Source organism: Scardovia wiggsiae F0424 (assembly GCF_000269605.1).
Lineage (GTDB): Bacteria > Actinomycetota > Actinomycetes > Actinomycetales > Bifidobacteriaceae > Scardovia > Scardovia wiggsiae.
Window position 1 is genome coordinate 1,271,926 of sequence record NZ_AKCI01000001.1, and the last position, 24,318, is coordinate 1,296,243.

At 51.7% G+C, this 24,318-nt stretch carries 17 protein-coding genes; 7 read left to right on the forward strand and 10 right to left on the reverse strand.

Annotation, left to right across the window (positions count from 1 at the left end; translation table 11 throughout):
• Window positions 1-14: 14 nt before the first annotated feature.
• The 3 genes from HMPREF9156_RS0105640 to HMPREF9156_RS0105650 form a co-directional block, all read right to left on the reverse strand.
• Window positions 15-2,321 (reverse strand): alpha-galactosidase, encoded by a 2,307-nt coding sequence (locus HMPREF9156_RS0105640; RefSeq protein WP_007147808.1) that lies wholly within the window; start codon window positions 2,319-2,321, stop codon window positions 15-17.
• A 220-nt stretch (window positions 2,322-2,541) separates the two neighbouring features.
• Window positions 2,542-3,039: a nucleoside deaminase gene (locus HMPREF9156_RS0105645; protein WP_007147809.1), complete on the reverse strand. Its 498-nt coding sequence runs from the start codon at window positions 3,037-3,039 to the stop codon at window positions 2,542-2,544.
• 154 nt (window positions 3,040-3,193) lie between these two features.
• Window positions 3,194-3,481, reverse strand: a complete 288-nt coding sequence (locus HMPREF9156_RS0105650) for a helix-turn-helix domain-containing protein (RefSeq protein ID WP_017147561.1) — start codon at window positions 3,479-3,481, stop codon at window positions 3,194-3,196.
• Between the two features lie 134 nt (window positions 3,482-3,615).
• Between HMPREF9156_RS0105650 and upp the strand changes: the two genes are divergently transcribed.
• Window positions 3,616-4,254 carry a uracil phosphoribosyltransferase gene (upp, locus tag HMPREF9156_RS0105655; RefSeq protein ID WP_017147562.1) on the forward strand — a complete coding sequence of 213 codons (639 nt, stop codon included), beginning with the start codon at window positions 3,616-3,618 and terminating at the stop codon, window positions 4,252-4,254.
• 78 nt (window positions 4,255-4,332) lie between these two features.
• Window positions 4,333-5,760, forward strand: a complete 1,428-nt coding sequence (locus HMPREF9156_RS0105660; protein ID WP_007147812.1) for an L-serine ammonia-lyase — start codon at window positions 4,333-4,335, stop codon at window positions 5,758-5,760.
• Window positions 5,761-5,816: 56 nt separating this feature from the next.
• Here HMPREF9156_RS0105660 and HMPREF9156_RS0105665 read toward each other — a convergent pair whose 3' ends face one another.
• A complete protein-coding gene (locus HMPREF9156_RS0105665; protein ID WP_231198077.1) occupies window positions 5,817-6,761 on the reverse strand; it encodes an HD domain-containing protein in 945 nt (314 codons plus the stop codon).
• A 291-nt stretch (window positions 6,762-7,052) separates the two neighbouring features.
• Here HMPREF9156_RS0105665 and HMPREF9156_RS0105670 point away from each other — a divergent pair, with 291 nt between their 5' ends.
• Window positions 7,053-7,781, forward strand: a complete 729-nt coding sequence (locus tag HMPREF9156_RS0105670) for a L,D-transpeptidase (protein ID WP_007147814.1) — start codon at window positions 7,053-7,055, stop codon at window positions 7,779-7,781.
• 14 nt (window positions 7,782-7,795) lie between these two features.
• On the opposite strand, the gene HMPREF9156_RS0105675 is transcribed toward HMPREF9156_RS0105670, so the two are convergent.
• Both HMPREF9156_RS0105675 and HMPREF9156_RS0105680 read right to left on the reverse strand, forming a co-directional pair.
• Window positions 7,796-9,577 (reverse strand): UvrD-helicase domain-containing protein, encoded by a 1,782-nt coding sequence (locus HMPREF9156_RS0105675; protein WP_017147563.1) that lies wholly within the window; start codon window positions 9,575-9,577, stop codon window positions 7,796-7,798.
• Window positions 9,555-11,582, reverse strand: coding sequence for an ATP-dependent nuclease (locus HMPREF9156_RS0105680; protein ID WP_007147816.1), 2,028 nt, complete (start codon window positions 11,580-11,582; stop codon window positions 9,555-9,557). The genes HMPREF9156_RS0105675 and HMPREF9156_RS0105680 overlap by 23 nt, the downstream gene beginning before the upstream one ends.
• 153 nt (window positions 11,583-11,735) lie before the next feature.
• Here HMPREF9156_RS0105680 and HMPREF9156_RS0105685 point away from each other — a divergent pair, with 153 nt between their 5' ends.
• The 4 genes from HMPREF9156_RS0105685 (at window position 11,736) to pgl (ending at window position 18,229) form a co-directional block, all read left to right on the forward strand.
• Window positions 11,736-14,522, forward strand: coding sequence for a DNA methyltransferase (locus HMPREF9156_RS0105685; RefSeq protein ID WP_007147817.1), 2,787 nt, complete (start codon window positions 11,736-11,738; stop codon window positions 14,520-14,522).
• 84 nt (window positions 14,523-14,606) lie between these two features.
• On the forward strand, window positions 14,607-16,181 hold the full coding sequence (zwf, locus tag HMPREF9156_RS0105690) for a glucose-6-phosphate dehydrogenase (RefSeq protein WP_017147565.1): 1,575 nt from the start codon (window positions 14,607-14,609) through the stop codon (window positions 16,179-16,181).
• Window positions 16,182-16,361: 180 nt separating this feature from the next.
• Window positions 16,362-17,291: a glucose-6-phosphate dehydrogenase assembly protein OpcA gene (locus tag HMPREF9156_RS0105700; protein WP_007147819.1), complete on the forward strand. Its 930-nt coding sequence runs from the start codon at window positions 16,362-16,364 to the stop codon at window positions 17,289-17,291.
• A 59-nt stretch (window positions 17,292-17,350) separates the two neighbouring features.
• Window positions 17,351-18,229 carry a 6-phosphogluconolactonase gene (gene pgl / locus HMPREF9156_RS0105705; RefSeq protein WP_007147820.1) on the forward strand — a complete coding sequence of 293 codons (879 nt, stop codon included), beginning with the start codon at window positions 17,351-17,353 and terminating at the stop codon, window positions 18,227-18,229.
• Here the strand turns inward: pgl and HMPREF9156_RS0105710 are convergent.
• The 4 genes from HMPREF9156_RS0105710 to HMPREF9156_RS0105725 form a co-directional block, all read right to left on the reverse strand.
• A complete protein-coding gene (locus tag HMPREF9156_RS0105710; protein ID WP_007147821.1) occupies window positions 18,165-19,055 on the reverse strand; it encodes an SDR family oxidoreductase in 891 nt (296 codons plus the stop codon). The two genes, pgl and HMPREF9156_RS0105710, sit on opposite strands and share 65 nt — an antisense overlap.
• Before the next feature lie 146 nt (window positions 19,056-19,201).
• Entirely contained in the window at window positions 19,202-19,903 is a 702-nt protein-coding gene (locus tag HMPREF9156_RS0105715; protein WP_007147822.1) for a Pr6Pr family membrane protein, read from the reverse strand.
• A 5-nt stretch (window positions 19,904-19,908) separates the two neighbouring features.
• Entirely contained in the window at window positions 19,909-21,417 is a 1,509-nt protein-coding gene (gndA, locus tag HMPREF9156_RS0105720) for an NADP-dependent phosphogluconate dehydrogenase (protein WP_007147823.1), read from the reverse strand.
• 95 nt (window positions 21,418-21,512) lie between these two features.
• A complete protein-coding gene (locus HMPREF9156_RS0105725; protein ID WP_007147824.1) occupies window positions 21,513-24,305 on the reverse strand; it encodes a KUP/HAK/KT family potassium transporter in 2,793 nt (930 codons plus the stop codon).
• Between the last annotated feature and the right edge of the window lie 13 nt (window positions 24,306-24,318).

A 24,318-nucleotide genomic window follows, 5' to 3' on the forward strand; every position in this document is an offset into this window, starting at 1 on the left:
GGCCTCGCACACACTTACACTTTTTCAGCTGCAAAAATAACAGCCTGTGCAGGATGGAGCTGCGGAGGGCGGATACCGTAATTGGTGAGCGACTGCGCAGACAATGTGACCCCCTCGGGCGTCCACCAGTATAACGGCCCTTCTCCATTGCCTGTACCGGAAAGGTCCCGGCTGGCCGCAAGCGGGTAAACACGGTATGACCCGTCCGGGTCAAGGCCGGGCAGGCGGACAGGTGCAGCAGGGTAATTCGGCGATGTGGACACCTGGATAAAGCGGAAATACCCGCGCGACCTGTCGGCAGAGACCACACCGTCCACGCGGACGGAATCATCGTTGGTATCAGACTGGACCAGGCTGCCTTCAGCAACCAGGGGACGTATGTTTTTATACAGCGAGATCCATGAGGATAATTCATCAAGCTGATCCTGCCCGACAGCATTAAGGTCCCATTCCACACCAAGATGGCCGAAAAGCGACGTGACGGCCCTCATCGACAGCGATGTTGCACGCCGGGTAGAATGTGCAGGGGAAGCGCCAATATGTTCGCCTATCATTTCAGGCGGGACGAGCAGGGCCGTGTACTGCTGTATCGCAGCGCGTTCAACAGGGTCCACGCAGTCAGATGCCCAGATACGGTCGCAGAATGCGAGGATCCCCATATCTACACGCCCTCCGCCCGAACTGCACGACTCGATCTCAAGGCCCGGATGGCGGAGTTTCAGCGCTTCAATGATCGCATAAACAGCCAGGGTCTGGTTATGGACTGCCGGGGTTCCGGAATGCCGGGAAACGGCTTCGGATACAAGCTTGTTATGGTCCCACTTGATATAGCTGATCCCTATTTCGCTGACCAGGGAATCCATAGCATGGAAAATATACGACAGAGCAGCAGGATTGGTCAGGTCAAGCACCTGCTGGGACCGGCCCTGGACGGCACTGCGCCCCGGCGTAGGGGACAGTACCCAGTCAGGATGGGCACGGGCGACCCGGGAATCGGGATTGACCATTTCAGGTTCAAACCACAGGCCAAACTCCATACCCCGGCTGCGGACATAGTCGGCAAGCGGGCGGAGGCCTTCCGGCCATACGTCTTCAGAGACCTGCCAGTCGCCCAGCCCTGAAGTATCATCCCTGCGGGATCCGAACCACCCGTCGTCTACCACAAAACGTTCCACACCGCATGACTGCGCAGCATCGGCAAGCTTCTTCAGCGTATCGAATGAATGGTCAAAATATACGGCCTCCCATGTATTCAGGATGACCGGCCGCGGCTTGCTGCGCAAATTGGGGTGGAGCCGGCGCAGGGTCCTATGGAACCTGCGTGCAACTTCGTTGAGCCCCCGGCCGTAGCTGCCGTATACCCATGGAGTCGTATACCCTTCGCTGGCCTTAAGCTCCACTTCACCGCCCAGAAGCAGCTCTCCGCCGCCTAAAACAGGCAGGCTGAACGGCGTCGAATCTATGCTGAGCGTACTGTTCCCGCTCCATCCCACATGCACGCTCCATACTTCGCCTTCCTCGAAGCCGAATCCGCGGGTACCGGCGCTCATCAGCAGGGATGCATCAAAATCAGGCCTGCCCATGACTGAATTCTTTTCAAAACGGCCTTTAACAAGAGGCTGCCGCTGCGGCGAGCGTTCCCGGAGATGATGCCCTGTCGCAGTCATGATTTCGCTGGCCGCGGGCGGTACCGGGAAACCCAGCTCGACAGCCTGCACAGAAAGGGGGGTTCCACCTTCCGGCTTCCCAATATTCCTGACCTCGGCTTTCTGCCTGACTAACCCGGAATCAAGAACCTGTATTTCCCAGACAAGCTCCACACCCTGCTCGCTGTCACGCGCCACAACTACAGCATGGGGCACTGCAGCCTGATCCGGATATGTACTGCTCTGCGCCTGTGCGGAACGGAGCTCATCATCACCGAATCCGGCAAGGGTGCGCGCCTGCCGGGAAACTTCATCAACAAGCCTGCCGGCATAGTCTGCTGTAAAACTGGTTACGTCAAACTTGCAGAAAAGCTCTGTCCCCTGTGAACGGACAACAAAACGGGATCTGCCGCTCCACGCTTCAGCCTGTACCGGCATGATGCTCGGGAATGGCGTTATATCAAGATTGCCTGAGACCCTTTGGGGGTGGAGCGCATCATACAGGCCCCGGGACGAAGACGGATCGCCCATCTCCCTGCCCCAATGGACTATATGCGGCATATCGGAACCGCACGCCGCCAGGGCAAGCGCGACCCCGCCATTGGCGAGGTATACCGTGCGCAGCGGCATGCCGGCGGATGACTTGGAATCGAATGTATGGGCAGCAGTGGCCATTGGTACCGTTCTCCTGATATATCCTACATTTTTTACACTATAGCTTTTATAGCTTTAGCTTTACAGTGTGCCTGCCTGCGGGGGATACGCTGCATGGCTGGCCCCCATAAGCGTTTCCACTGTTTTCCTTCTGCCACTATATAAGCTGAGCTAACGATACGGAAGGTTACTTTCCCTGCCCGGGCGTGGCACGGTACAAGGGAAAGTAAAGCCAGACCGATTAGCATGGACTGCCGGGATGATGCCGGGAGCGCGGGCGGTGCTGTTCAAAAAAACTGTTGAGCAGCCGGGAGCATTCCTCTTCGCGGATGCCGCCTGTAACCTGCGGATGCGCCCCGATATGCGGGTCGCGGGGGATGTCCCACACAGACCCGCAGGCACCCATCTTAGGGTCCCACGCACCGAAAACGATACTGCCTACATGGGCGCTGACAGCTGCGCCCGCGCACATGGGGCACGGTTCAAGGGTCACAACTAAAGTAAATTCTGCCAAATTCCAGGACCCATTGACGGCGGCGGCAGCACGGATAACTTCGATTTCAGCGTGGGACAGCGGGTCGCCTTCCTGCTCACGCCTGTTATAAGACCGCGCGGCTATTGCACCATCCCTGTCAAGCATCACAGCGCCCACAGGGACATCTGCGTTCTTCCCAGCCTCGCGGGCGCAGCGCAGCGCCTCTCCCATTGCTGTAGCCAGCGCTTCTCTGTTGATGCCCATATCCCGCCTGACTGTATCTGCAATAACTTACAGCACCAGTATAAGACACCGGCATGGAGAGGATGGTATGGATGGATCGGGGGCGGGACCGTGAACGCCTTCAATCAGGTATCTTCCGGAAGGGAATGCCTTATTATTGTTGTTTGCGCAATTGTTATTGTTTGCGCCTGCGTGATATGCCGCTGCCCAGCCGCTTAAAATGCTGTTCAAGGACCAGGGCTGCAGAAAACAGCTCCGCAGGAGTGGCTTCCAAAGCCGTGCACAGCTGCCATATCTTATCGAGGCTCACTGATTTTTCGCCGCGCTCCACGCGCCCAACGTACGACCTGTCCATTTGAGCCGAAAGTGCAAGATCCTCCTGGCTCATATTCTTTCTTTCGCGGAATTTCCGGATAGCCCGACCAAAAGAAAGCCTCTTAATATAAGCATCGTTCGCTTTCATGCGGTTCATCGTCCGTCCGAATCGGCGAGATATCAACGGATTATAAGCCGTAAATCTAAAAACAGCCTGTGAACTTCCCGGCTGTCCCGTGCCGCTCTCTAGCCTATGCCGTGACGTATCATAAAAGTATGACTATGCATCTTACAGTTCTGGATCATCCGCTGGTAGACCACAAACTTACTGTCCTGCGGGATAAAAATACGCCATCCAATATTTTCCGCGAGCTGGTCAGCGAGCTGGTGACCCTTGAAGCATACGAGGCGACCCATGACCTTGCCGTTGAAGACCGGCCTATTGAGACCCCTGTAGCATCTGCAACGGGAAGGCATCTTGCCGGCCCCAGGCCGATGGTCGTGCCTATACTCCGTGCCGGGCTGGGCATGCTCGACGGCATGACACGCCTGCTGCCCACAGCCGAAGTTGGCTTCCTCGGCATGCGGCGCGATGAGAATACGCTTGATATCATCACTTATGCAAACCGTCTGCCCGATGACCTGACTGACCGCCAGTGCTTCCTGCTTGACCCGATGCTCGCAACAGGCGGGACACTTGTTGCTGCAATCAAATACCTCAAAGAACGCGGCGCCAAGGATATTACCGCCATTGACATCCTTGCCGCCCCGGAAGGGCTGGACCGCCTTGAAAAGGAAGTGGACCCGTCCATAGACTTCAAAGTGGTCGTCTGCGCGGTGGACGAAAAGCTTAACGATAAAGCGTATATCATCCCTGGCCTGGGCGACGCCGGCGACCGCCTGTACGGGCTGGCAGAGTAACACAGCTCTCCCCTATCGTCCAGGGCCTGACGGCAGTATGCCCGGCAGCAGTTTTATAAGACCTATATGAGGTGAAACATGCTCAGCATTTTTGACATGTTCAGCGTGGGCATCGGTCCGTCGTCATCTCATACTGTAGGGCCTATGCGCGCGGGGAAAGCTTTTTCCGATGCCCTTGTCCGGAAGGGCCTGCTCGGCTCGGTTGCGCGGATACATGTTGTACTGTACGGATCGCTGTCGCGCACAGGCAAAGGCCATGGTACAGACCGTGCTGTCGCTGCCGGGCTTGGGGGCTGGGAACCTGAAACCGTTGACCCCGGGCACGTATTGGCCGTGCTTGACGAGTGCTGCCGGAAGCAGGAAATAACCCTTAATTTCACCCATACGATCCCCTTTTACAGGGAAGACATCGAATTCGACCTGTGGCGGACCCTTGATTACCATCCTAACGGTATGGAGATGAAAGCCTTCGATTCGTCCGGCAATGAACTTTACAGCGACACAGTCTATTCGGTTGGCGGCGGTTTTATTATCCACGGCAGTGAGATCAGCGGGGTTTGCTGCAAAACTGCAGAAGGGCAGGGTCCGGCTGCGGTCCCCTACCCTTTCGCTAATGCGGCAGAACTGGTTGATATCTGCGGGCGCGAATCAAAATCCATTGCTGACATAGTATTGGAAAATGAGCTGGTGTCCCATACGGAAGACGAGATAAAGGACTATATCCACAGGGTCTGGCACTTTATGCATGAGTGCATCACAACCGGGTGCCTCAGCGAAGAAACCATACTGCCGGGCGGACTCCGGGTACACCGCCGGGCGCCGGGCCTTTACAGGGCCCTGGCAAAGACCGGCGATACCGCCATATTCGGAGAAAATAAAGAGCTTATCAGCAGGCCGCTGAGTACAACAAACGGCAGCGTTATGGAATGGGTTGACCTGTTCGCGCTTGCGGTCAATGAAGAGAATGCCGGCGGCGGACGGATAGTGACTGCCCCGACAAACGGCGCTGCAGGCATCGTCCCGGCTGTCCTGCACTACTACTGGTATTTCATTGACAATGCTGACGAGGCAGGTGTAACGGAATTCCTCCTCACTGCCAGCGCTATAGGCTACCTGTTCAAACGCAATGCATCCATTTCCGGTGCTGAAGTCGGATGCCAGGGTGAAGTGGGCAGCGCCTGCTCTATGGCTGCCGGCGGCCTGTGTGCAGTCCTTGGCGGAACGCCTGCCCAGGTGGAGAATGCTGCCGAAATAGGGATCGAACACAATCTTGGGCTGACCTGCGACCCAGTGGGCGGGCTGGTGCAGATCCCCTGCATTGAACGCAACGCTATGGCTTCCAATACTGCCGTCAATGCCGCACGTATGGCGCTGCTCAGCAACGGTTCGCATATCGTATCGCTGGATTCCGCAATTGAGACAATGCGCCAGACGGGGCATGACATGATGTCGAAGTACCGTGAAACTTCCGAAGGCGGGCTTGCCGTTAACGTTGTTGAATGCTGAAGCCGGTGCGGGCTGACCTGACTAGCCGGCTATCCGGCGCGCGCAGGCTGTCCGCCCTATTCGACTTCTAAACCGTAGTTTTCTGCCATGCTCCGGATATCAGGGGCGCCGTATCTGTCAACAAGCTCATGCCAGCGCCGCACATTAGCTTCCCCGAAACGCGCACAACGGCGGGAATACCCCTCAACAGATACGAATACGATGGGATCTGACTTGCTGTTGAATTTATCCGCATACATGACGATCTCCTGCTCACGGGTAAGCGGCACGTAATCAGCCGCGGGGAGATCCAGATGCTGCCGCTCAACCATATCCCTGGTCAGCCCAAGGCCTGTATGGTTGCGGGCAAACTGCGCCACCGCTTCATCGGCGCCGGAATCACGCAGATATGTATATCCCAGTATCCCGTGCCGAATATAGTCCCTGCGGAAAGTCACAGGATGGGCAGGATCAGCCTCCCTGCCCCCGTACGATCCCAGATCATCGATGACCTGATACGTACCGATGTCGTGGATAAGCGCGCCTAGCACGGCCAGGGGAAGGTCAACCGGGCGGCTGCCGTCCGTTGCTGTCCCATAGCCCCCGGCACTTCGGCCCGCAGTATCTTGCCCATAGGCACCATGCCCTGCAGTGTTCCTGCTTGCAGTACTGTGGCCTGCGGCGCTTCCCCCTGCGATACTTTTGCAGATGCGCTGGGTAAGGAGCGCAACGATTGCACAATGCGAAGCGATAAGGTCGAATGCCCTGTCGCCCGGCGCCTGATCGCTGTGGAGGCTGAGGGCCCAGCCCAGGGCTTCCTCTGATATCTCAAGCTGCGGAAGTATATCGTCGAGTATCCGCGTATTCCATGTGCCGCTCCGCGCACCAGGCCAGGGGATACCTGCTCCACCGGTTGCGTCGGCCTCGCCAGCCGCGCCTGCCTTACCGGCCATTCCTGGCACGCTGGCTGTATTATGCCTGCTGTCCCTGCCGGTTTTCCCCGACCCAAAACCCAAATCCATATCCCTATCATAAAACGCGCGGAGCACCGGCAGCATTTGCTGCCTGCATGTGTGCCGTCCATAAGCGGTTCCGGCGGAAATAGGCGGACAGCACAGTTCAAAAATCGTTACCCCTTATCGTTACCTTTATACTGGATACATAATGTTTTAAAGTGTTCATCAAGCTTAGCGATAGCCTATATGTTACGTTACCGCAGCTTCATAAATTCCACTCTGTTCAGCGACAACCCGGAGGCTGCCGGCAAAATGCCGCCTGGCATTTACCTCAGGCGGATTGGATAAAATGGATGCATGATTGGAAAGCCGCATATCAGGGCCGCCGACTGGCGGGCGCATAAGCACGATTTTGCGGCGCTCGTTGTCGGCATGATAGCGGCAGCGTGCATCATCCTCGGGGCGGCAATAGGCATTATCCGCCTGTTCCAGTCTTCACAGCAGGGGCGCACCCCCAATGATGCAGGCATAACAACACTAAGCTCGTCAGCCACACCCGGAAATACAGCCCAATCAGCACGGTCCGCGAAGCCTGCCCGATCATCCGGATCTGCTGCAAAGACGGCAGAACCGAAGGCGCCGGGCAGAAAAATCGACTGGCATGGCCCAACCGGCGGGGTGCAGCCGAACCTTGCCGACTACGGCGATCTCTCAATTGACGTAGACCTCAAAAAACAGCGCGTATATGTTAAATCAAACGGCCAGACTATTTACACGATGATCGCCAGTACAGGGATGGACAACACTACGCCAACCGGCAATTTTGTAGCAGGCGGGTATGCGCCCAACCCTCGCGGGGCATCTTTCTACAATACTGCGGAGCGGATGGGCGCGCAGAACTGGATCTGCATCCATGACAATATCCTTTTCCATTCCGTCCCTACTGACATCAACGGCGAATACATCACCAGCGAAGCTGAAAAACTGGGCAGCCCGGCATCGCACGGCTGTATCCGCCTGAGCATCGCAGACAGCAAATGGCTCTACGACCAGCTCCCCACGGGGACGCCCATCCATATCTACTGAGCACTAAAGTGCTGCTATAGGTATCCCGCTTTTCTAAGAAAATTCGCCAACATATTTTCTACCTGGCTTGAACCAGCTCCTGAACTTCTTCCGTTTCGCTCACCAACTCTGGTAATTATTAAACCTCTTTTTGCCCGAGAAATCGCTACGAAAAAGGTGCTCATTGCCTCTAAAATACTACCCTCTGTATGCTTATTGTCCCACCACGAATTTCCCTCAAGACCAATCAGATAAACATATTCATATTCAAGCCCCTTACTCCTATGTATCGTCATAATCGGTACAATACCAATTCCGCGAAGGGAATCAATAGCCTCCGACCAATCATTCTCAGATATCTCAAGCTCTTGCTTGAAACAATGAATAAATTTTTTACGGCACGATTCCAAAACCCCTTCCTCCTCATATTGAGGATATGCTTTTTTCAAAACCGCTTTACCCCCTAATGCAGTATCAAGCTTATCAAGCACCTTAAGAGAATTATAGGAGCGCCCTTCATTACAAATACTGATGCATTTAGAATATACTAGCTCTAATTTTTCAAGTTGCTTATCATCCTCTCTGGCGTCAGGGAGCCCACAAATTCTCATTAATTCATTTTCAACATTCCTTCTGATATCATCAGGATCGCTAGGGTTGATACTCAACCTAATTAGATCAATAACTAATCGGGTAAATGGATCATCAAGAAGCATCTGGAGCTTAGCTGCATCTTGGGAACGGATATTGAATTGATCCAGTTTTTTCTGAATTTTTGATGTATACTCTCTAACCTTCTTCCGCGTTAAAATACAAATATTTTCAGGGGCAATACCGGAATTAATTTCCTTTTTTATACTTTCAGCCACTTCGTCTGATTCGATGTCGTCATTCCTTGAACTTAGAACGCAGATATTCGTATCATTTCTGTCACCCATTACCCCTGTCTTCGGGCACGGCTGTTTAAGCAAAGGATAAAATTTCCTCTGAAAATCTACTAATGTCTCTGTAGAACGATAATTTGCTAAAAGTATATAATCGTTTGGAGAATAGTCATCTTCGAAACATTCAAACGCATCCTGTTTAGCTCCCGCCCATAGCATTATCCTTTGCTTAACGTCACCAACGGCAGTAATCCTGCTATCAGTATCTTTAAAAACTTTTTTGAGAAAATTATATTGCGCACTTGTCGTATCTTGAAATTCATCAACAAAAACATAAGGATAGGTAGCACGAATTGCCCACTTCACGTATGTATTTCCAGTAATGCTACCCGCAAGATAAAATATCATACGAAACGTTAATTCACTTGATGAACCATCGGAAGGATGTAGCAATTTATTCCATAGCCTTTCCCACTGTCTGGTATTTTCATCCTTCATGTATTGTTCTAATGCCTTATCTATATCCTTCCTTCTTTTATTATCATCTATAATTTTATAATTATAACTTGGACGTAATTTATCCGGCAGGATATTTAGAAACTGATCAACAAGCTTCTTCGCAAAAGCATCAAAAGTGTAAGAATCAAACCTCCTATACTCATTGTTTTTGCAGCGCTCCGAAACACGAGCTCTAAGGTTATCTGCTGAACTATTTTTAAAACTTATGGCTAAGACACGATATGGAGACGGGCAGAGTTCTGTCTGTAACAAATAACATGCTTTTTGAGCTAAAAATTCTGTTTTTCCAGCTCCTGGGCCTGCTGTTACCACAACATTATGGTCAAAATCGCGAAGCGCCTTAACGGCTTCCTGCTCAAGTACAATACCACCTACAGTTTCCCAATCACGACTATGCATTTGTATCTTCTCCATTTTGCTTTAGTATTTCCGAGACTTTACTCACTAACCTTTTTAGAACACCTGGGACATTTTTCTGGAAAGTATCCTCGTCTAGCAATGAAAGGACACGTATATGAGTAGCCGGTTTACCACGATTTAAAAATAAATAACGATACCAAACCATATATTTCTTTTGCTCACTATTATATGTCGCACCAACACCTCCTTTTTTATGTAATACAGCCCGTATAGCATCACGTATCGCATTTTCACCTTCAGTGTTTCGCGGACCTTGCAAGCCTCTAGCCAGCGACTTATATTTTTCCGGGTACGCCTCTAACATTAAAAAATCAATATCTAATGGCGCAGAAAAGAAAACACCATACTTTTTTTCCAGATAACCTATCCACTTTTCTATATCTTCCGCAGTAGCACTATCTCTCGCTTCAAGCTCTGGCAATTCTATAATTTTTCCTGTTACTGGATCCGCATCCGCAAAATCATTATCTAAAAGCTGCAACTGTTCTACAATATATACTATTCGTCCCCAGCCACCTCCATAACGCTCCTGATCAAAATCTAGAAGCGTGACATAAGGGATATTTAATCTACGTAGCAATTTCCAAAAATAGTTGACATGCCGCCCGCCTAAAGGAACAACTGATATTCTCTGGCTGTCGACATTTCCTCCCAGACTCTCCAATACCTTAGGAAGAATTATTTCTTCGCTGTCTCCTTCCCCTAGAACTACTAAATCAGCAAAATACAGTTCAGGATAAGCCATAATGGCCTCCTTTACATATTTTTGATCCTCTGCATCGCTATTATGATCCAAGGTAATCGGTACACAATTTGTGCAAGAGCCCTTATCTAATCTAAAGTAACAAATGCTTTCAGGATCTACTCTTTTCACAATCGAAGAAGAATGTGATGTAATAATTACCTGGCATGCTTTTTGGCCTGCAATCTGTTTCAAGCGATTAACCAACTGTCCAAGTAAATGGGGAGCAACATGATTCTCTGGCTCTTCTACTGCAATAAGAGTCAAGCAACTAGTAGGCTTATTACGAATAAACATCTTTTGTTTATTCTGGTACTCAAAGTCAATCGCACTCCCGATAAGCGAAAAATATAACAATGATCTCTGTCCATCACTAAAATAATCAATTGTGTAGTCTTTATTATTAATTCCAGGAGAAAAGGTTACCTGGGGGGATTTAACCGTTGACGCAAAATCAGTTGTCGAAAAACTTAAAGAAGCTTCCTTATACCTGGGATCATTCTCATATCCGCCCCAAGACTCAGTAATAAAATTTCCCAGTTTCTTGGCATCCTCCTCATTCATAAATGTATCATTGAGTTCCTTAATTTTCTTCTCAATAATGTTTTTCGTGTCTAGGCTCCAGCCAATCTGCTGGATGCTTTCCTGAAGAATATTCCTTGAACCACTTCTTAAAAGATCCCCCGGATTCCTAACGGCTGGAATATATATTAAACGTATTCTATTCAGCCTGGTACGCTCCGCCGGTTCCTTTCTCTCATCTTCCTTCTTAACATTTTCAGGGTTCTTAACAAAATATGTCTTAGAATCAATATCTCCCTCAATTGACGTGCCGAAAGACCACGTAGCTTCAAGCCGGACCCTTAATATAGGCTCCTTCTCCTCCTTATCAATTACAAAACTATCAAAATATTCAGGGATATCTTCCTTAAAGGAACTTTGTTCAAACCCAAAAACCGCCTCTATAAACATTTCAATATTCTCAACACTTGAAGGATCCCGATCCTCATCAATATGAAAATCTTCACGAACTAATGCTCTTACCCGCATATCTGTAGAAAAGATTTTAGAGAGAGCAACCAAGGCAGCCGTTTTACCCGATCCATTCGAACCAATAAACGTCGTGCATTCATTAAAATTAATAGTCTGTTCGCTGCCGAATGACTGAAAATTCTTAATTTTTACTTTTTTCAAATACACAGTAATATCCCTGTCCTTCCCTGAATTACCAGTAGGTTTACGCAATAAATCTACCACTCAACCCCTACTGATATCAATAGCCCCTAAGCCAAAAGAACTTGGCAGACAGATAGCCTATGATTGTCTGACTACCAGCAAATGAACACAACGTATATCCAATCTCCTACTTATCAGTATGCAGACATACACTATTGAAGGAAAGGGAACGTAATGGCATCACAACTTGAGATAAAAACAATTGAAGAATTTATCAACCGTTGGCAAGGACATGGGGATGAGAAGCAAGAGACACAACGTTTCTGGATAGACCTTTTACAAAATGTTCTCCACCAGGATAAAGTAACTGAAACTACATTATTCGAGCATAAAACAAGTGCCAACGGATATATAGATGTGTGGGTTCCTAATGCACGTTTCCTTGTAGAGCAAAAGAGTGCGGGTATTAATCTTGATAAGCCAGAAATTCGGCAGAATACTCCCGTAACCCCCATAGAACAGGCACTACGTTACGCTAATAGTCTTAGACCTTCTCAAAAACCAGCAATAATATGTACCTGTAACTTTGAAAAGTTCAGATTTTACGATCTCGAACAAGATCCCGCAGCAAAATCACCTATAGATGAGTTTACACTTAAAGAACTGAAAACGCATATTGATACTCTCCATCAGATTTTCAGCGAGACAAATTCTAAACTTGTGGTCCAGCAAAAGCTATCCGAAAATGCTGGGCTTTTAGTCGCAAATCTCCACAAGTCGATTGCTAAACAATACGGAGATTTTGATGATAAGGGTATACGCCGTAGTCTTGCAACTCTGACCGTACGCCTTGTTTTTTGTATGTATGCTGAAGACTCTGGATTATTTCAGCCAGACTCATTCACTAATTACATCAAAGAAACTCCAGCTCCACAATTACGGCGTGCTTTGATTGAACTTTTCACAGTCCTAGATACAAAGCCAGAAAATCGCGACAGGTATCTGGAACCTTTCCTTAAAATCTTCCCTTATGTTAACGGCGGGCTATTCAGTGATAGTATCGCTATCCCTCCACTTACGGAAGATATCCGTAACGCAATATTAAATGCCAGCGAAACATTTCAATGGCACGATATCAGTCCCGTAATTTTCGGCTCGCTTATGGAAGAAACTCTTTCACACACTGAACGTCGACGTGGAGGTATGCATTATACTTCCGTAGAAAATATCCACCGTCTTATTGACCCTCTATTTTTGGATGATCTCAAACAACAATTTTCCAATATCGAGAATAATAATGCACTCACCGCAAGGCAAAAAGTAAACCGATTTACAGAGTATCAAAATATGCTCGCATCATTAAAGTTTCTTGATCCTGCATGCGGTTCAGGAAACTTTCTGACAGAAACTTATATCCAATTACGTCAGCTTGAAAACAGGGCACTCCAATACATTCTCAAGGACCAAGGCATGTTCGATCTTGGTGGCAGTGAATCTCCGATCAAGGTTAGTATCGACCAATTCCATGGCATAGAAATCAACGATTTCGCAGTACAAGTAGCTAAAACAGCCCTCTGGATAGCAGAGCAGCAGGCACTTGACGCTACAGAGGCTATTGGCGGGCAAGCTCTGCCCCATCTACCACTTCATGATTCGGGGAACATTGTGGAAGCAAATGCCGTACGCTATGACTGGAATGACCTTCTCCCAGCAGAAGAGTGTTCCTATATCATGGGAAACCCGCCATTCATCGGACATTCGCAGAAAACCAAAAGAATATCTGAAGAACTTCGAGATATCTGTGGAGTAAAAGATGTAGATTATGTTGCTGCATGGCTACATAAAAGCTCAGCATACTTGCATAAGAACTCTTCTGCGAGCTTCGCCTTTGTATCTACTAATTCAATCACACAAGGCGCTCAGGTTACACCCGTGTTTAAACCATTATTTGATTCCGGATATCGTATTCACTTTGCCCATCAAACTTTCAGGTGGAACGCACAATCAACAGACAATGCTAATGTTCACGTTGTAATAGTTGGATTAACTAAACGGGTAATATCAAAAGCAAAGTTATATTCCTACACAAATATATCTGGAACTCCACAAATCAGGATAGTAGATAAGATCAATGCTTACTTAATCTCCGCACCAAATATTTTCATTACCGCGAGATCGCAGAAGAACGGAACACGTAATACCAATTTAGACATAGCAGTTTTCGGCTCGATGCCTGTAGATGGTGGAAATTTATTAATCAATACCCAATCTGAGTACGATGAGATAACGCAAGATCCAGTAGCATATAAATACACAAAGCGATATGTTAACTCGAAGGAGCTAATAAACAATATTAACCGTTGGTGTTTTTGGCTTGTTGATGCAGAGCCCTCAGAAATACGAAATTCAAGTATTTTGGCACTCAGAGTTTCAAGATGCAAAGAGTTTAGAGAGGCTTCCCCTAAAACCGGAGATGCCTATAAAAACCGGCACACACCATGGTTATTTAGAGATAACCACCAACCATCTAGTAACTATATTTGTATACCCAGCGTATTTAGCGAACATAGAGAATATGCAACTTGTGCATATCTTTCAAAGGAATATATTACTGGTAATGCCTGCTTTGTCTGCCCAGATCCGAAAGGTTTAACTTTCTCAATCATTGAGTCCAAAATGTTTATGGTCTGGCAAAAAACAATTGGAGGAAGGCTGAAATCAGATTGCAGATTCTCAAACACTCTAGTCTGGAATAACCTTCCTCTACCTCCTCTTAGCGAAGAAATGAAACAACAACTCATCCTAGCAGGAAAGAACGTTCTTGAGGCACGCAAGAATCATCCCGGACAGTCATTAGCAGATATCTACGATCCCAATTTTATGCCACAAGATTTACGTAAGGCACATCTCGCACTTGACAAAGTAGCAGATGTGGCATTCGGAGCAAAACAGCTGTGCACTTCCGATGATGAACGCCTTGAAATTTTGTTCAGAAGTTATGCGCAATTAACTAACAACTGATATCGGATTTGAATTATTCTTGCAGTGCGCGAAATTTCCCGATATCAGGACGCTGCGGCTACAGCGGACGTTAGAATAGCAGATATGATTACAGGTTCAACAGGTTCAATAAACTCAGCAGATTCTGCGCGCACCTCGCAATGGAAGAACCCGCTCCGTGATTCGCGCGATTTAAGGCTACCCCGTATTGCAGGGCCTTGTTCCCTTGTACTGTTCGGTGTTACCGGCGATCTGTCGAAAAAGAAACTTCTCCCGGCCGTATACGACCTTGCTAACCGCGGCCTCCTGCCGGCAGGGTTCGGGCTGGTCGGTTTTGGACGGCGCGACTGGTCGCATGACGATTTCGCGGGATTCGTTAAAGAAAATGTCCGGGAACACTGCCGTACTCCCTTCAATGATTCCACCTGGAAGCATCTGAGCGAAGGGCTGCGTTTCGTTCAGGGCACTTTTGATGATGCTGATGCATTCGCACGGCTGAGCAGCACAGTCGCAGAGCTGGATCAGATAAGAGGCACCGAAGGCAACCATGCTTTCTATATGTCCATCCCGCCGAGGGATTTCCCTGTCGTAGCGAAGCAGCTTGCCGATTCAGGGCTTGCGAGGTCTGCCGGCGACGCATGGAGGCGCGTTATTATTGAAAAACCTTTCGGGCGCGACCTGGCGAGTTCGCGGGAACTTGACCGCGTTGTGTCGGAAGTGTTCGACCCAAACTCGGTATTCCGTATTGACCATTATCTCGGTAAGGAAACTGTGCAGAACCTTCTAGCGCTGCGTTTCGCCAATATGATGTTTGAGCCGGTATGGAATTCGAACTATGTCAGCCACGTTGAGATAACTATGGCTGAAGATATCGGCATCGGAGGCCGCGCAGGATATTACGACGGGATAGGTGCCGCCAGGGATGTCATCCAGAACCATCTTCTCCAGCTGATGGCGCTCACTGCCATGGAGGAGCCGGCCAGTTTCAACGCGAAAGACCTGGCGATAGAGAAACTCAAAGTCCTTTCCTCTGTACGGCTGCCGGAAGATCTTGCGGCACATACTGCGAGAGGGCAGTATTCAGCAGGCTGGCAGGGCTCTGAGAAAGTTGTCGGATACCTGGAGGAAGCCGGCATCAGCCAGGATTCCACTACAGAGACTTATGCAGCCGTAAGGCTTGATATTGATACCCGACGCTGGGCGGGAGTCCCGTTCTACCTGCGCACAGGCAAACGGCTGGGCAAGCGCGTCACTGAGATCGCCGTAAACTTTAAGCGCGCCCCGCACCTGCCGTTCGATTCCACGTCAACGCAGGAACTTGGCGAGAACGCTATCGTCATACGGGTGCAGCCCGACGAAGGCATTACCCTGCGGTTCGGTTCCAAGGTACCGGGCACTGCCATGGAAGTGCGCGACGTGAATATGGATTTCACCTACGGCAACTCGTTCACTGAAGCTTCCCCCGAAGCCTATGAACGCCTGATCCTGGATGTCCTGCTTGGAGATCCGCCACTGTTCCCCACATCCCGGGAGATCGACCTGTCATGGAAGATCCTTGACCCGATAGAAGAGTTCTGGTCGGCCCAGGGCCAGCCGGAGCCATACCGTGCAGGAACATGGGGTCCGGCGCAGGCAGATACCATGCTGGCTAACGATGGGCACAGCTGGAGGATCCCGTAAACCCGGAAGGGATCTCACCCATCCCTTATCCCCAAACCCCTGTTCCGCGGGTGCTGCGGAATGCGGAGTGCAGGATCCGCAGCTGATACAGGGACCTAAGAACAGGATTCGGGGCTGCAGGGTGTGGGGACTGGAGAACCGCAGGGACATATACAGGAACAAAAACATACAGGAGCATATATGAAAGCCAGACTTAATAACTGCACTACAGCACAGATCACTGCAAAGATCAAAGACCTTCACGAAGAACGCGGAGAATCGACGGAAGGCCGCGTCTTCACTATGCTTATCCATACTTCAGAAGATGATCTGGAAGACGCACTTGCTGCAGCAAACGTAGCGAGCCGCGAACATCCATGCCGCATTATCGCCATAGCAACATGCAGCGGGAAGGGCAGCGACCCCGACACCCCGCTCAATGCTGAGATCCGCTTCGGTGCCGATGCGGGCGCGGGCGAGATAATCGTCCTGTTCCCGACCGGCGGTCTCCTGCGGCACCTTGATACCCTTGTTATCCCTCTGCTTGTGCCTGATGCCCCGGTACTCGCATGGTGGCCGGAAGAAGTGCCCGGAAATCCGTCTGAAGACCAGATCGGCAGGATGGCACGCAAGCGCATTACCGATGCCCAGCAGACAGAAGATCCTGAAAGGACCTTTGAAAACCTGCGCGCGCACTGGACAAAGAATGACACTGACCTGTCATGGACACGCCTGACTATCTGGCGCGGGCAGCTTGCAGCGCTGATCGACCAGCCGCCGCATACAGCTATACAGTCTGTAACCGTCCGCGGCGCCAGGCATTACCTGCCGCTGGAGCTCCTTGCCGCATGGCTTGCATGGTCGCTGAAAGTCCCCGTTACCGTTGACCGCCAGGATGATGCCGCCAGTGTGACCAGCGTTGAGATCACGCGTGAGAACGGCGTTGCCAGCATCCAGCGGACGGGCATTGACGAGCTCCAGGTACAGGAGCCAGGCAGGAACCCGCAGAAAATATCGGTCCCCCACCGCACACTTACTGACAGCATCAATGAGGAGATGCGCAGGCTTGACCCCGATGCCATTTACGCGGCCGTCATCAGAGATGGCTGGGATCTCGTACCGCACGAGTAGGCAACACGTCCCCAGAACGCAGATTATACATTATGCAAAGCGTCGTCTAAACTGGGTATATGAGTGTCAGTACATGGGAATTTGGGTTTAAAACTGCTTATGCGTATTCCAGCCGGGAAGAAACCGTTGCTGCTGTAACTGCTGCGCTTTTCGAGCGCACTGCACAGCTGTGCATGTCACAGAGCCGTGTTGATATCGCCCTGACCGGCGGGACTGACGGTATCGCCGTCCTGTCTGCAGCGCATAGCGTTATGTCCAGGGTCCGGAAATCCGATGCAGATCCGCTGTCCCACATCATTAAGGCGATCGATTTTTCTAAAGTTCATTTCTGGTGGGGCGATGAACGTTTCGTCCCCGCAGATGACCCTGACCGCAACGCTCTGCAGGCGCGGACAGCCTGGCTGGACAGCCTTACAGCGCACCACGGCCTGCCGGAGGGGAATATCCACGAGATGCCTGCTGATACGCGGCCAAAAGGGCTGATCGAACAGTGCCGCAATGATCCCGATGCCAATTTGAAAGCCATGAGGGCAGCTGCTTCACATTACCAGGATGAGCTCGGTTCACAGCTTGGGGATAAGGGGCATCTGGATATCGCACTGTTCGGGGTAGGTCCGGACGGCCATTTTGCTTCGCTCTTCCCTGATCGCCCTCAGATATACAATACGGACAGCGGTACGCTTGTACTCCCTGTTACTGATTCCCCTAAAATGCCGCCGCTCCGGCTGACCCTGACCGCGCAGTTCATCCAGACAGCTTCCTGCGTATGGGTAGTCGCTACCGGCCAGCGTAAGGCGGAAGCCGTCGGAAGGGCACTCCGCGAGGCAAATAACGGCGATGTGCCAAGCTCATTCGCGCAAGGTGCTGAAAGGACTATCTGGTTTCTTGACCGGAAATCCGCAGTACATCTTCAAAAGACAGCGGAAGCGCGCCTGTAATCAGTTCCACGTCATGGGTCACCCCAGCAAGACGCCCGCTGCCGATCGCAGTATAAGTTGACACCCAGGCATCAGGCTCCCAGTCCGGCACATCGTACTGTGCCCTGCGGCTGGCGTACGCTTCTTCAAGGGTCTCATTTTTATAGGTGACTGCTGTGCCGGTCTCCCTGGACAGTATCCCGGCAATCTCACCAAGCGTCAAAGACTGGGGGCCGGTAAGGGTATAGGTCGTATTGCTGTGCAGGGCGGGATTCCTCAATATCGCCGTGACCGCTGCAGCTACATCCCTCTGCGATACCGCAGACACCCGCCCGTCGCCGGCAGGGCCTGCAATAATGCCGGACTTTCCCCACTCTATAAAAGCTTCGATGTAGAAATTATCGCGCAGGAACGTATATGGCAATCCTGATTTTTTGATATATTCTTCAGTTGCATAGTGGTCGCGGCCTAAGGTGAAGTCAGCGTCTTCGGAAGCACCGTCGAAAGACAGGTAAACAAGATGCCTGACACCCGCCTCCTGTGCAGCGTCAACGAATCCCTTATGTTCCTGCACCCTGCCGGGGCCTTCATGCGCGGAGACCATAAACACAGTCCCCACACCCCGCAGGGCTTCCACTGTCTGAGGATCATACCCGAATATGAACGGGGCCGCCTGCGCACCTTTAAGCCGCGGAACCCGGCCCAGGGAGCTAACACGCGCCAGAAGCCTGAGCGGGTACCCTTCGGCAGAAAGTGCTGCCGCTGCGGCGCCGCCGATATTCCCTGTTACCCCTGTTACAGCAATAAGCGGCAACTGATCCATATCCTGCCCTGCCATAGTATCCATATTTTCAGAGTATCCTTATCTTTGCTGCCTGGTGCCTGTATATTACGCCTGCCCACCTTACCGTACCGGGTATTGTATTGTGTTCTATGCATTGCGTCACATCAGGCAAAGCCTATTTCCGTTTGCGGGCAAATCTTTTGCCTGCCTTACGCGGCTGCCCGTTTCCTGTCCCGGCCTGTTACCGTCATCAGGAGACGGTCTATCCCCTTGATCACCCAGCATACGGCAATCGCGATCACAATAATAATGAGGATATTCCGGGCTGCAACCAGGTAGCCGATCCTGACCACATTGACGAAAGCATACGGATAAGCATGGAAAACCAGGCCGTGCAGGAACATCCAGCCGACCCAGATGAGCGGGATAACTACACATCTCGGGATGATACCCGGGCCTGACATATCGCGCGGTCCCCAGATGAGCCAGACAGCCCAGGTCAGCGCCGGAGTAACAATATGCTGCCACGGGTTCGTGACCAGGGACCAGCCGCGGAGGGGGTTCGTGGGCGCGATAGCAACCGCATACACAACAGCGGTCACCAGTATCATCATGAGCGCGCACATATGGAGCGCCTTGCGCCATGGGGTACGTTTCTGCGGGTTCAATGCAAGCATGAGCGTTACGGCAGCAACCATAATATTCGACCACATGGTGAAATAGGTGAGCTGCTGCATACCGCGTAAAGCCATGCCGGGTGTGCCTTCCGGCAATCCTCCGAAAAGGCCTTCGCCCGTTTTCTTATTGTCAGCTTTGCCGAGAAGCGTAATCGTATTGGTGAGGATCACACCGCCCCACGCAACAGCAGTATTTACCCACAATGCAGGGCGGGTACCTTTAATAAGTTTCACAGATACTAGTTTTCCTGTATCTCTCGACGTCCTTCCTGAGCCCACAATGTATGGAAAGTGCCGGGCCTGTCTACCCGCTTGTATGTGTGCGCGCCGAAAAAGTCACGCTGCCCCTGGATAAGCGCCGCGGGCAGGCGTCCGGAACGCAGCCCGTCATAGTATGCGAGTGAGCTTGAGAAAGCAGGGACGGGGATACCCGCCTGCGCGGCCGCAGCCACCACCTGGCGCCAGGCATCATGGGCGTTTTCCACTGCATCCTTAAAATACTCGTCAAAAAGGAGGGAGGTGAATGTGCGGCCTGAACCGTAAGCGTCCGAAATGCGGTTGAGGAACTTCGCGCGGATAATGCAGCCCCCGCGCCAGATACGGGCTACAGCCCCAAGGTCGATATCCCATCCATACTGCCTGGCGCCGGCGCTGATCTCGTCGAACCCCTGGGCATACGCCACGATCTTAGAGGCATACAGCGCCTTACGGACAGCTTCGATAAACGCATCCTTCCCTTCGTCCCCAAGCGCGATATGCCCGTCAGGCCCCGCAAGCGGCGTCCTGCGGCTTTCCTCACGCTGTTCCTTCTGCCCGGAAAGCCCTCTGGCGAATACGGCCTCGGCAATGCCCGTAACCGGTATGGCGAGGCTCAGCGCCGTCTGGACTGTCCAGGTCCCCGTCCCCTTCATACCTGCTTCATCAAGCACAATGTCAACAAAAGGCTTGCCCGTATCCGCATCCGTGTGATGCAGGACTTCCGATGTGATCTCCACAAGATAGGAATCAAGCTCGCCCTTATCCCACTCGTCAAAAATGTCACCGATCTCCTGGGGGGAGAGCCCGAGGCCGCGGCGGAGCAGGTCGTAGCTTTCGCCGATCAGCTGCATATCCGCATATTCAATGCCGTTATGCACCATCTTGACAAAATGGCCGGCCCCATCCTCACCAATATGTGTCACGCATGGTTCGCCTTCAGCCTTGGCAGCGATAGACTCGAATATCGGCTTCAGGTAATTCCACGACCAGTCCGTGCCCCCCGGCATCATCGAAGGCCCATTCAAAGCGCCCTCTTCACCGCCGGAAATACCGCAGCCGACGAAATGCAGGCCGCGGGCACGGACATCTTTTTCACGGCGGATAGTATCTTCAAAATACGAATTGCCGCCGTCAATAATAATATCTTCAGGTTCGAAAACGCCCAGAAGCTCTTCAATAACAGCATCCGTAGCACGGCCTGCCGTGATCATCAGGATCACTTTGCGCGGTTTTTCAAGTGAATCTGCCAGGCCCTGCAGACTGTCCGAAGGGATGAATGCACCTTCGCTGCCATAGTTCTTCATGAACTCTTCGGTCCTGTCAGTATGCCTGTTATACACCGCGACTGTATTGCCGTGATGGGCCAGGTTACGGGCAAGGCTCGCGCCCATAACACCCAAACCTATAACACCGATGTTTGCCTGAGCACCCTGGGAAGCTGTGGAAGCCAGCCCGGCTGCACCGTTATCTGCTTCTGTTGTATCCGTCATTGAAACCTCCTGTATGTTGCCTGCCTGGATTGCAGTACTATCTACAATTCTAATGCAGGCTGCGGAGGCAGGGGCCGGTTCCCGGTGATTTCGGCTCAGAGAAATTTCTTCCTGGCAACAGCGTCATCTGCCTCTTCGCGCAGGTCTGAAGAGACTGTCTTCAGTGTATGGATATCAACAGGGTCGATTTCGCCCGTATCTGCCTTATGCTGTTCAGCCTTGCGGGTAAGGATAGCCTCAAGGGTGATAGGCCGTTTCGTTTTACGCAAAGGTACATATTTCAGCGGAGGGATCGGCTGCACCCTGACGAACAGCGGCTGCACTTCCACCTTCGGGTTGAAGGCAGACAGCCCGAACCATTTCACAGGCGACCCTGCTACACGGCGGATCGCATACTTCACACGCAGCGAGAATGCGCCGCGGGTATCGATCTTCGATTCAGGCATAAGCGCTTTATGGATAAGCACATAATTGATCGTCCCCAGCTGCGGGTCATTGTCTATCTTCGGATAAATCGTTTCCTGAGGCGGCAGGGTGCCCGAATCGATCAGCTCATGCATGATCTGATGCAGGTATGTAGATATATTCTGATTGACCTTGAAACCGATCCTCACACGGACCCTGAACAGGAAATCGGTGCCGAAATTCTCTACAGAATATTCGCGCGTATACGGATCATCAGTTACCAGCACGGAGACTGCCCACCATGCGTGCGCACGTTTAGGATGGTCCGCAAAGATCGAGAAGAAAATATCTGTATCAAGCCTGCGCAGCTCGCTGTCAGATGTCAGATAAACCAGGTTGTCTGCATACAGCGGGACAGATTTATCCTGGTGGAGGATATTAAGCGCGGGGAGGAAATCTTCAGGGGCCATATGGCGCCGCTGGGACCGCTCCACTTTGGTGCCTGTGTCCCACGTGTACATGATAAAGAAGATCAGCAGCGTGATAATAGTAGTGAACCAGCCGCCGGTAAAGAACTTCGACAGCGACGAAATAAAGAAGAGCGTCTGGATCGCCAGGAATACTATACCGAAAATGACTGCAAACAGGCGCCTGCGCTGGACAAACCACATATGCGCCATAAGCAGGACGACCGTAGCGATCATCGTTATGGTGAGCGCAAGGCCGTACGCATTGGTGATACGTTCGGAATCCCTGAACAGGAGGAGCACGATCAGGGTGGCCGCGCACAGGACAAAGTTGACCAGAGGGATATAAAGCTGCCCCCGTGTACGTGCAGGATAGCGCACCTGAAGATGCGGCATCCAGTTCAGGCCGGTAGCTTCGGAAACCATAGTGAACGCGCCTGTTATCAGTGCCTGTGAAGCAATGACGCCGGCAGCCACGGAAAGGATCACGGCCACATACCGCAGATTGGGGCTGATCGTCTGGAAGAAGGGGTTCAGGTTCTCCACGTTCCACAAAGACCTGTTATTCTGGTTGCGGATCATCCATGCGCCCTGCCCGAAATAGTTGAATACAAGGCAGATGAAAATGAACGGCCATGTAGCGTATACATTGCCGCGGCCGACATGCCCCATATCGGAGTAAAGGGCTTCTGCACCGGTTGTCGCCAGGAAGACAGTCCCCATGATGGCGATCCCTGCACGGTTGGCACCGTTGAGGTTAAGCAGATATTCAAGCCCGTACCACGGGTTGAGCGCCTCGAAGACCGACCAGTCGTGGCCTATGGAAATAACGCCTACAACTGCCATGAAGGTGAACCAGGCCGCCACGACGATGCCGAAGACGCGGCCTATCCGTTCTGTGCCGCGGGACTGGACAGCAAAAAGTATAACGATGATAACCACAGTGATGATCACCGTGAGGTTAGAGTTCTGAGCAAAGACCCCCTGTATTGCAGGAAGCGTTTTCAGGCCTTCGACTGCGGAAGATATGGATACTGCAGGGGTAAGCACGGAATCGGCAAGGAAAGCCGCGCCGCCTACCATTGCGGGGATCCACAGCCATTTTGCAAAACGTTTGACCATGGAGTACAGGGCGAAAATGCCCCCTTCTCCTTTATTGTCGATCCGCATGGCGATCAGCACATATTTTACTGTAGTGATAAGTGTGATGGACCAGAAAAGCAGGGAAAGCATGCCCAGGACGGATGTGCGGTCAACATACCTGATACCACCCTGCCCTGCTACGAATGACTGGGAAAGGTACAGCGGCGATGTGCCGATATCGCCGTACACAACGCCCATGGTGACGATGCACATACCGAGAGAGATCTTGTCAGGCGATGCCTGCACCCTGTTCCACCAGCGGCCCAGCGGCGTGCGGGCTTTGACGGTTTTCATGCGGGCAGACTTGCGGGCTTCTTCTTTAGCACGCTCCGTCTCTTCGCGCTCCTCCTGCGAGATCGCCTCCTCGGAGACCTCGGAACCGCTGATGATCTCTTCTTCAGGGATTATGGACCCTGTCTCGTCCAGGACAGCAGCAACTTCTGCAGGTTTCGCCTCTTTTGAAGCTGGGGAGATCTTCTTTTGGGGAGTACTGCTGCGCGGGGCAGCATTTACAGCTTTTGCCAGATCCGTGTCATGCACAAGGTGCTGGAGGCCTTTGTCGTTGCCCTGCCCGTTATGGATCTCCGGCCTGGGGTCCGGTCCGGTGCCGGCAGGGTCCTCCTGCCCGGTACTGCCATCCTTCCGGCCGATACCCTGTCCGGCATCCCGGTTCAGGCCAGTACCGCTGCTATGGCCCTCGCTGTCCTGGGGGCTGGCATTATGGCTGGTACTGCTGTTCTGGTCAGCCCCGGGGCCTTCTCCGGCATCCTGCCTCCGGCCGGACGCCTGCTTATGGCCATCAGTACTGCCGCCTCCGCCATTCCCGTTCTCAGCTGCCATACGGCTAACGCGCTTACTATCCTGCTGCGCCATGTGAAATCCTCCT

What these genes read in the sequence shown, in the direction of transcription:
- gndA (WP_007147823.1), bottom strand. Translation starts at nt 21,417, where the DNA reads ATGACGGATACAACAGAAGCAGATAACGGTGCAGCCGGGCTGGCTTCC.
- zwf (WP_017147565.1), top strand. Translation starts at nt 14,607, where the DNA reads ATGATTACAGGTTCAACAGGTTCAATAAACTCAGCAGATTCTGCGCGC.
- HMPREF9156_RS0105685 (WP_007147817.1), top strand. Translation starts at nt 11,736, where the DNA reads ATGGCATCACAACTTGAGATAAAAACAATTGAAGAATTTATCAACCGT.
- HMPREF9156_RS0105670 (WP_007147814.1), top strand. Translation starts at nt 7,053, where the DNA reads ATGATTGGAAAGCCGCATATCAGGGCCGCCGACTGGCGGGCGCATAAG.
- HMPREF9156_RS0105660 (WP_007147812.1), top strand. Translation starts at nt 4,333, where the DNA reads ATGCTCAGCATTTTTGACATGTTCAGCGTGGGCATCGGTCCGTCGTCA.
- HMPREF9156_RS0105725 (WP_007147824.1), bottom strand. Translation starts at nt 24,305, where the DNA reads ATGGCGCAGCAGGATAGTAAGCGCGTTAGCCGTATGGCAGCTGAGAAC.
- HMPREF9156_RS0105650 (WP_017147561.1), bottom strand. Translation starts at nt 3,481, where the DNA reads ATGAAAGCGAACGATGCTTATATTAAGAGGCTTTCTTTTGGTCGGGCT.
- HMPREF9156_RS0105700 (WP_007147819.1), top strand. Translation starts at nt 16,362, where the DNA reads ATGAAAGCCAGACTTAATAACTGCACTACAGCACAGATCACTGCAAAG.
- HMPREF9156_RS0105645 (WP_007147809.1), bottom strand. Translation starts at nt 3,039, where the DNA reads ATGGGCATCAACAGAGAAGCGCTGGCTACAGCAATGGGAGAGGCGCTG.
- HMPREF9156_RS0105640 (WP_007147808.1), bottom strand. Translation starts at nt 2,321, where the DNA reads ATGGCCACTGCTGCCCATACATTCGATTCCAAGTCATCCGCCGGCATG.
- upp (WP_017147562.1), top strand. Translation starts at nt 3,616, where the DNA reads ATGCATCTTACAGTTCTGGATCATCCGCTGGTAGACCACAAACTTACT.
- pgl (WP_007147820.1), top strand. Translation starts at nt 17,351, where the DNA reads ATGAGTGTCAGTACATGGGAATTTGGGTTTAAAACTGCTTATGCGTAT.
- HMPREF9156_RS0105710 (WP_007147821.1), bottom strand. Translation starts at nt 19,055, where the DNA reads ATGGATACTATGGCAGGGCAGGATATGGATCAGTTGCCGCTTATTGCT.
- HMPREF9156_RS0105665 (WP_231198077.1), bottom strand. Translation starts at nt 6,761, where the DNA reads ATGGATTTGGGTTTTGGGTCGGGGAAAACCGGCAGGGACAGCAGGCAT.
- HMPREF9156_RS0105675 (WP_017147563.1), bottom strand. Translation starts at nt 9,577, where the DNA reads ATGGAGAAGATACAAATGCATAGTCGTGATTGGGAAACTGTAGGTGGT.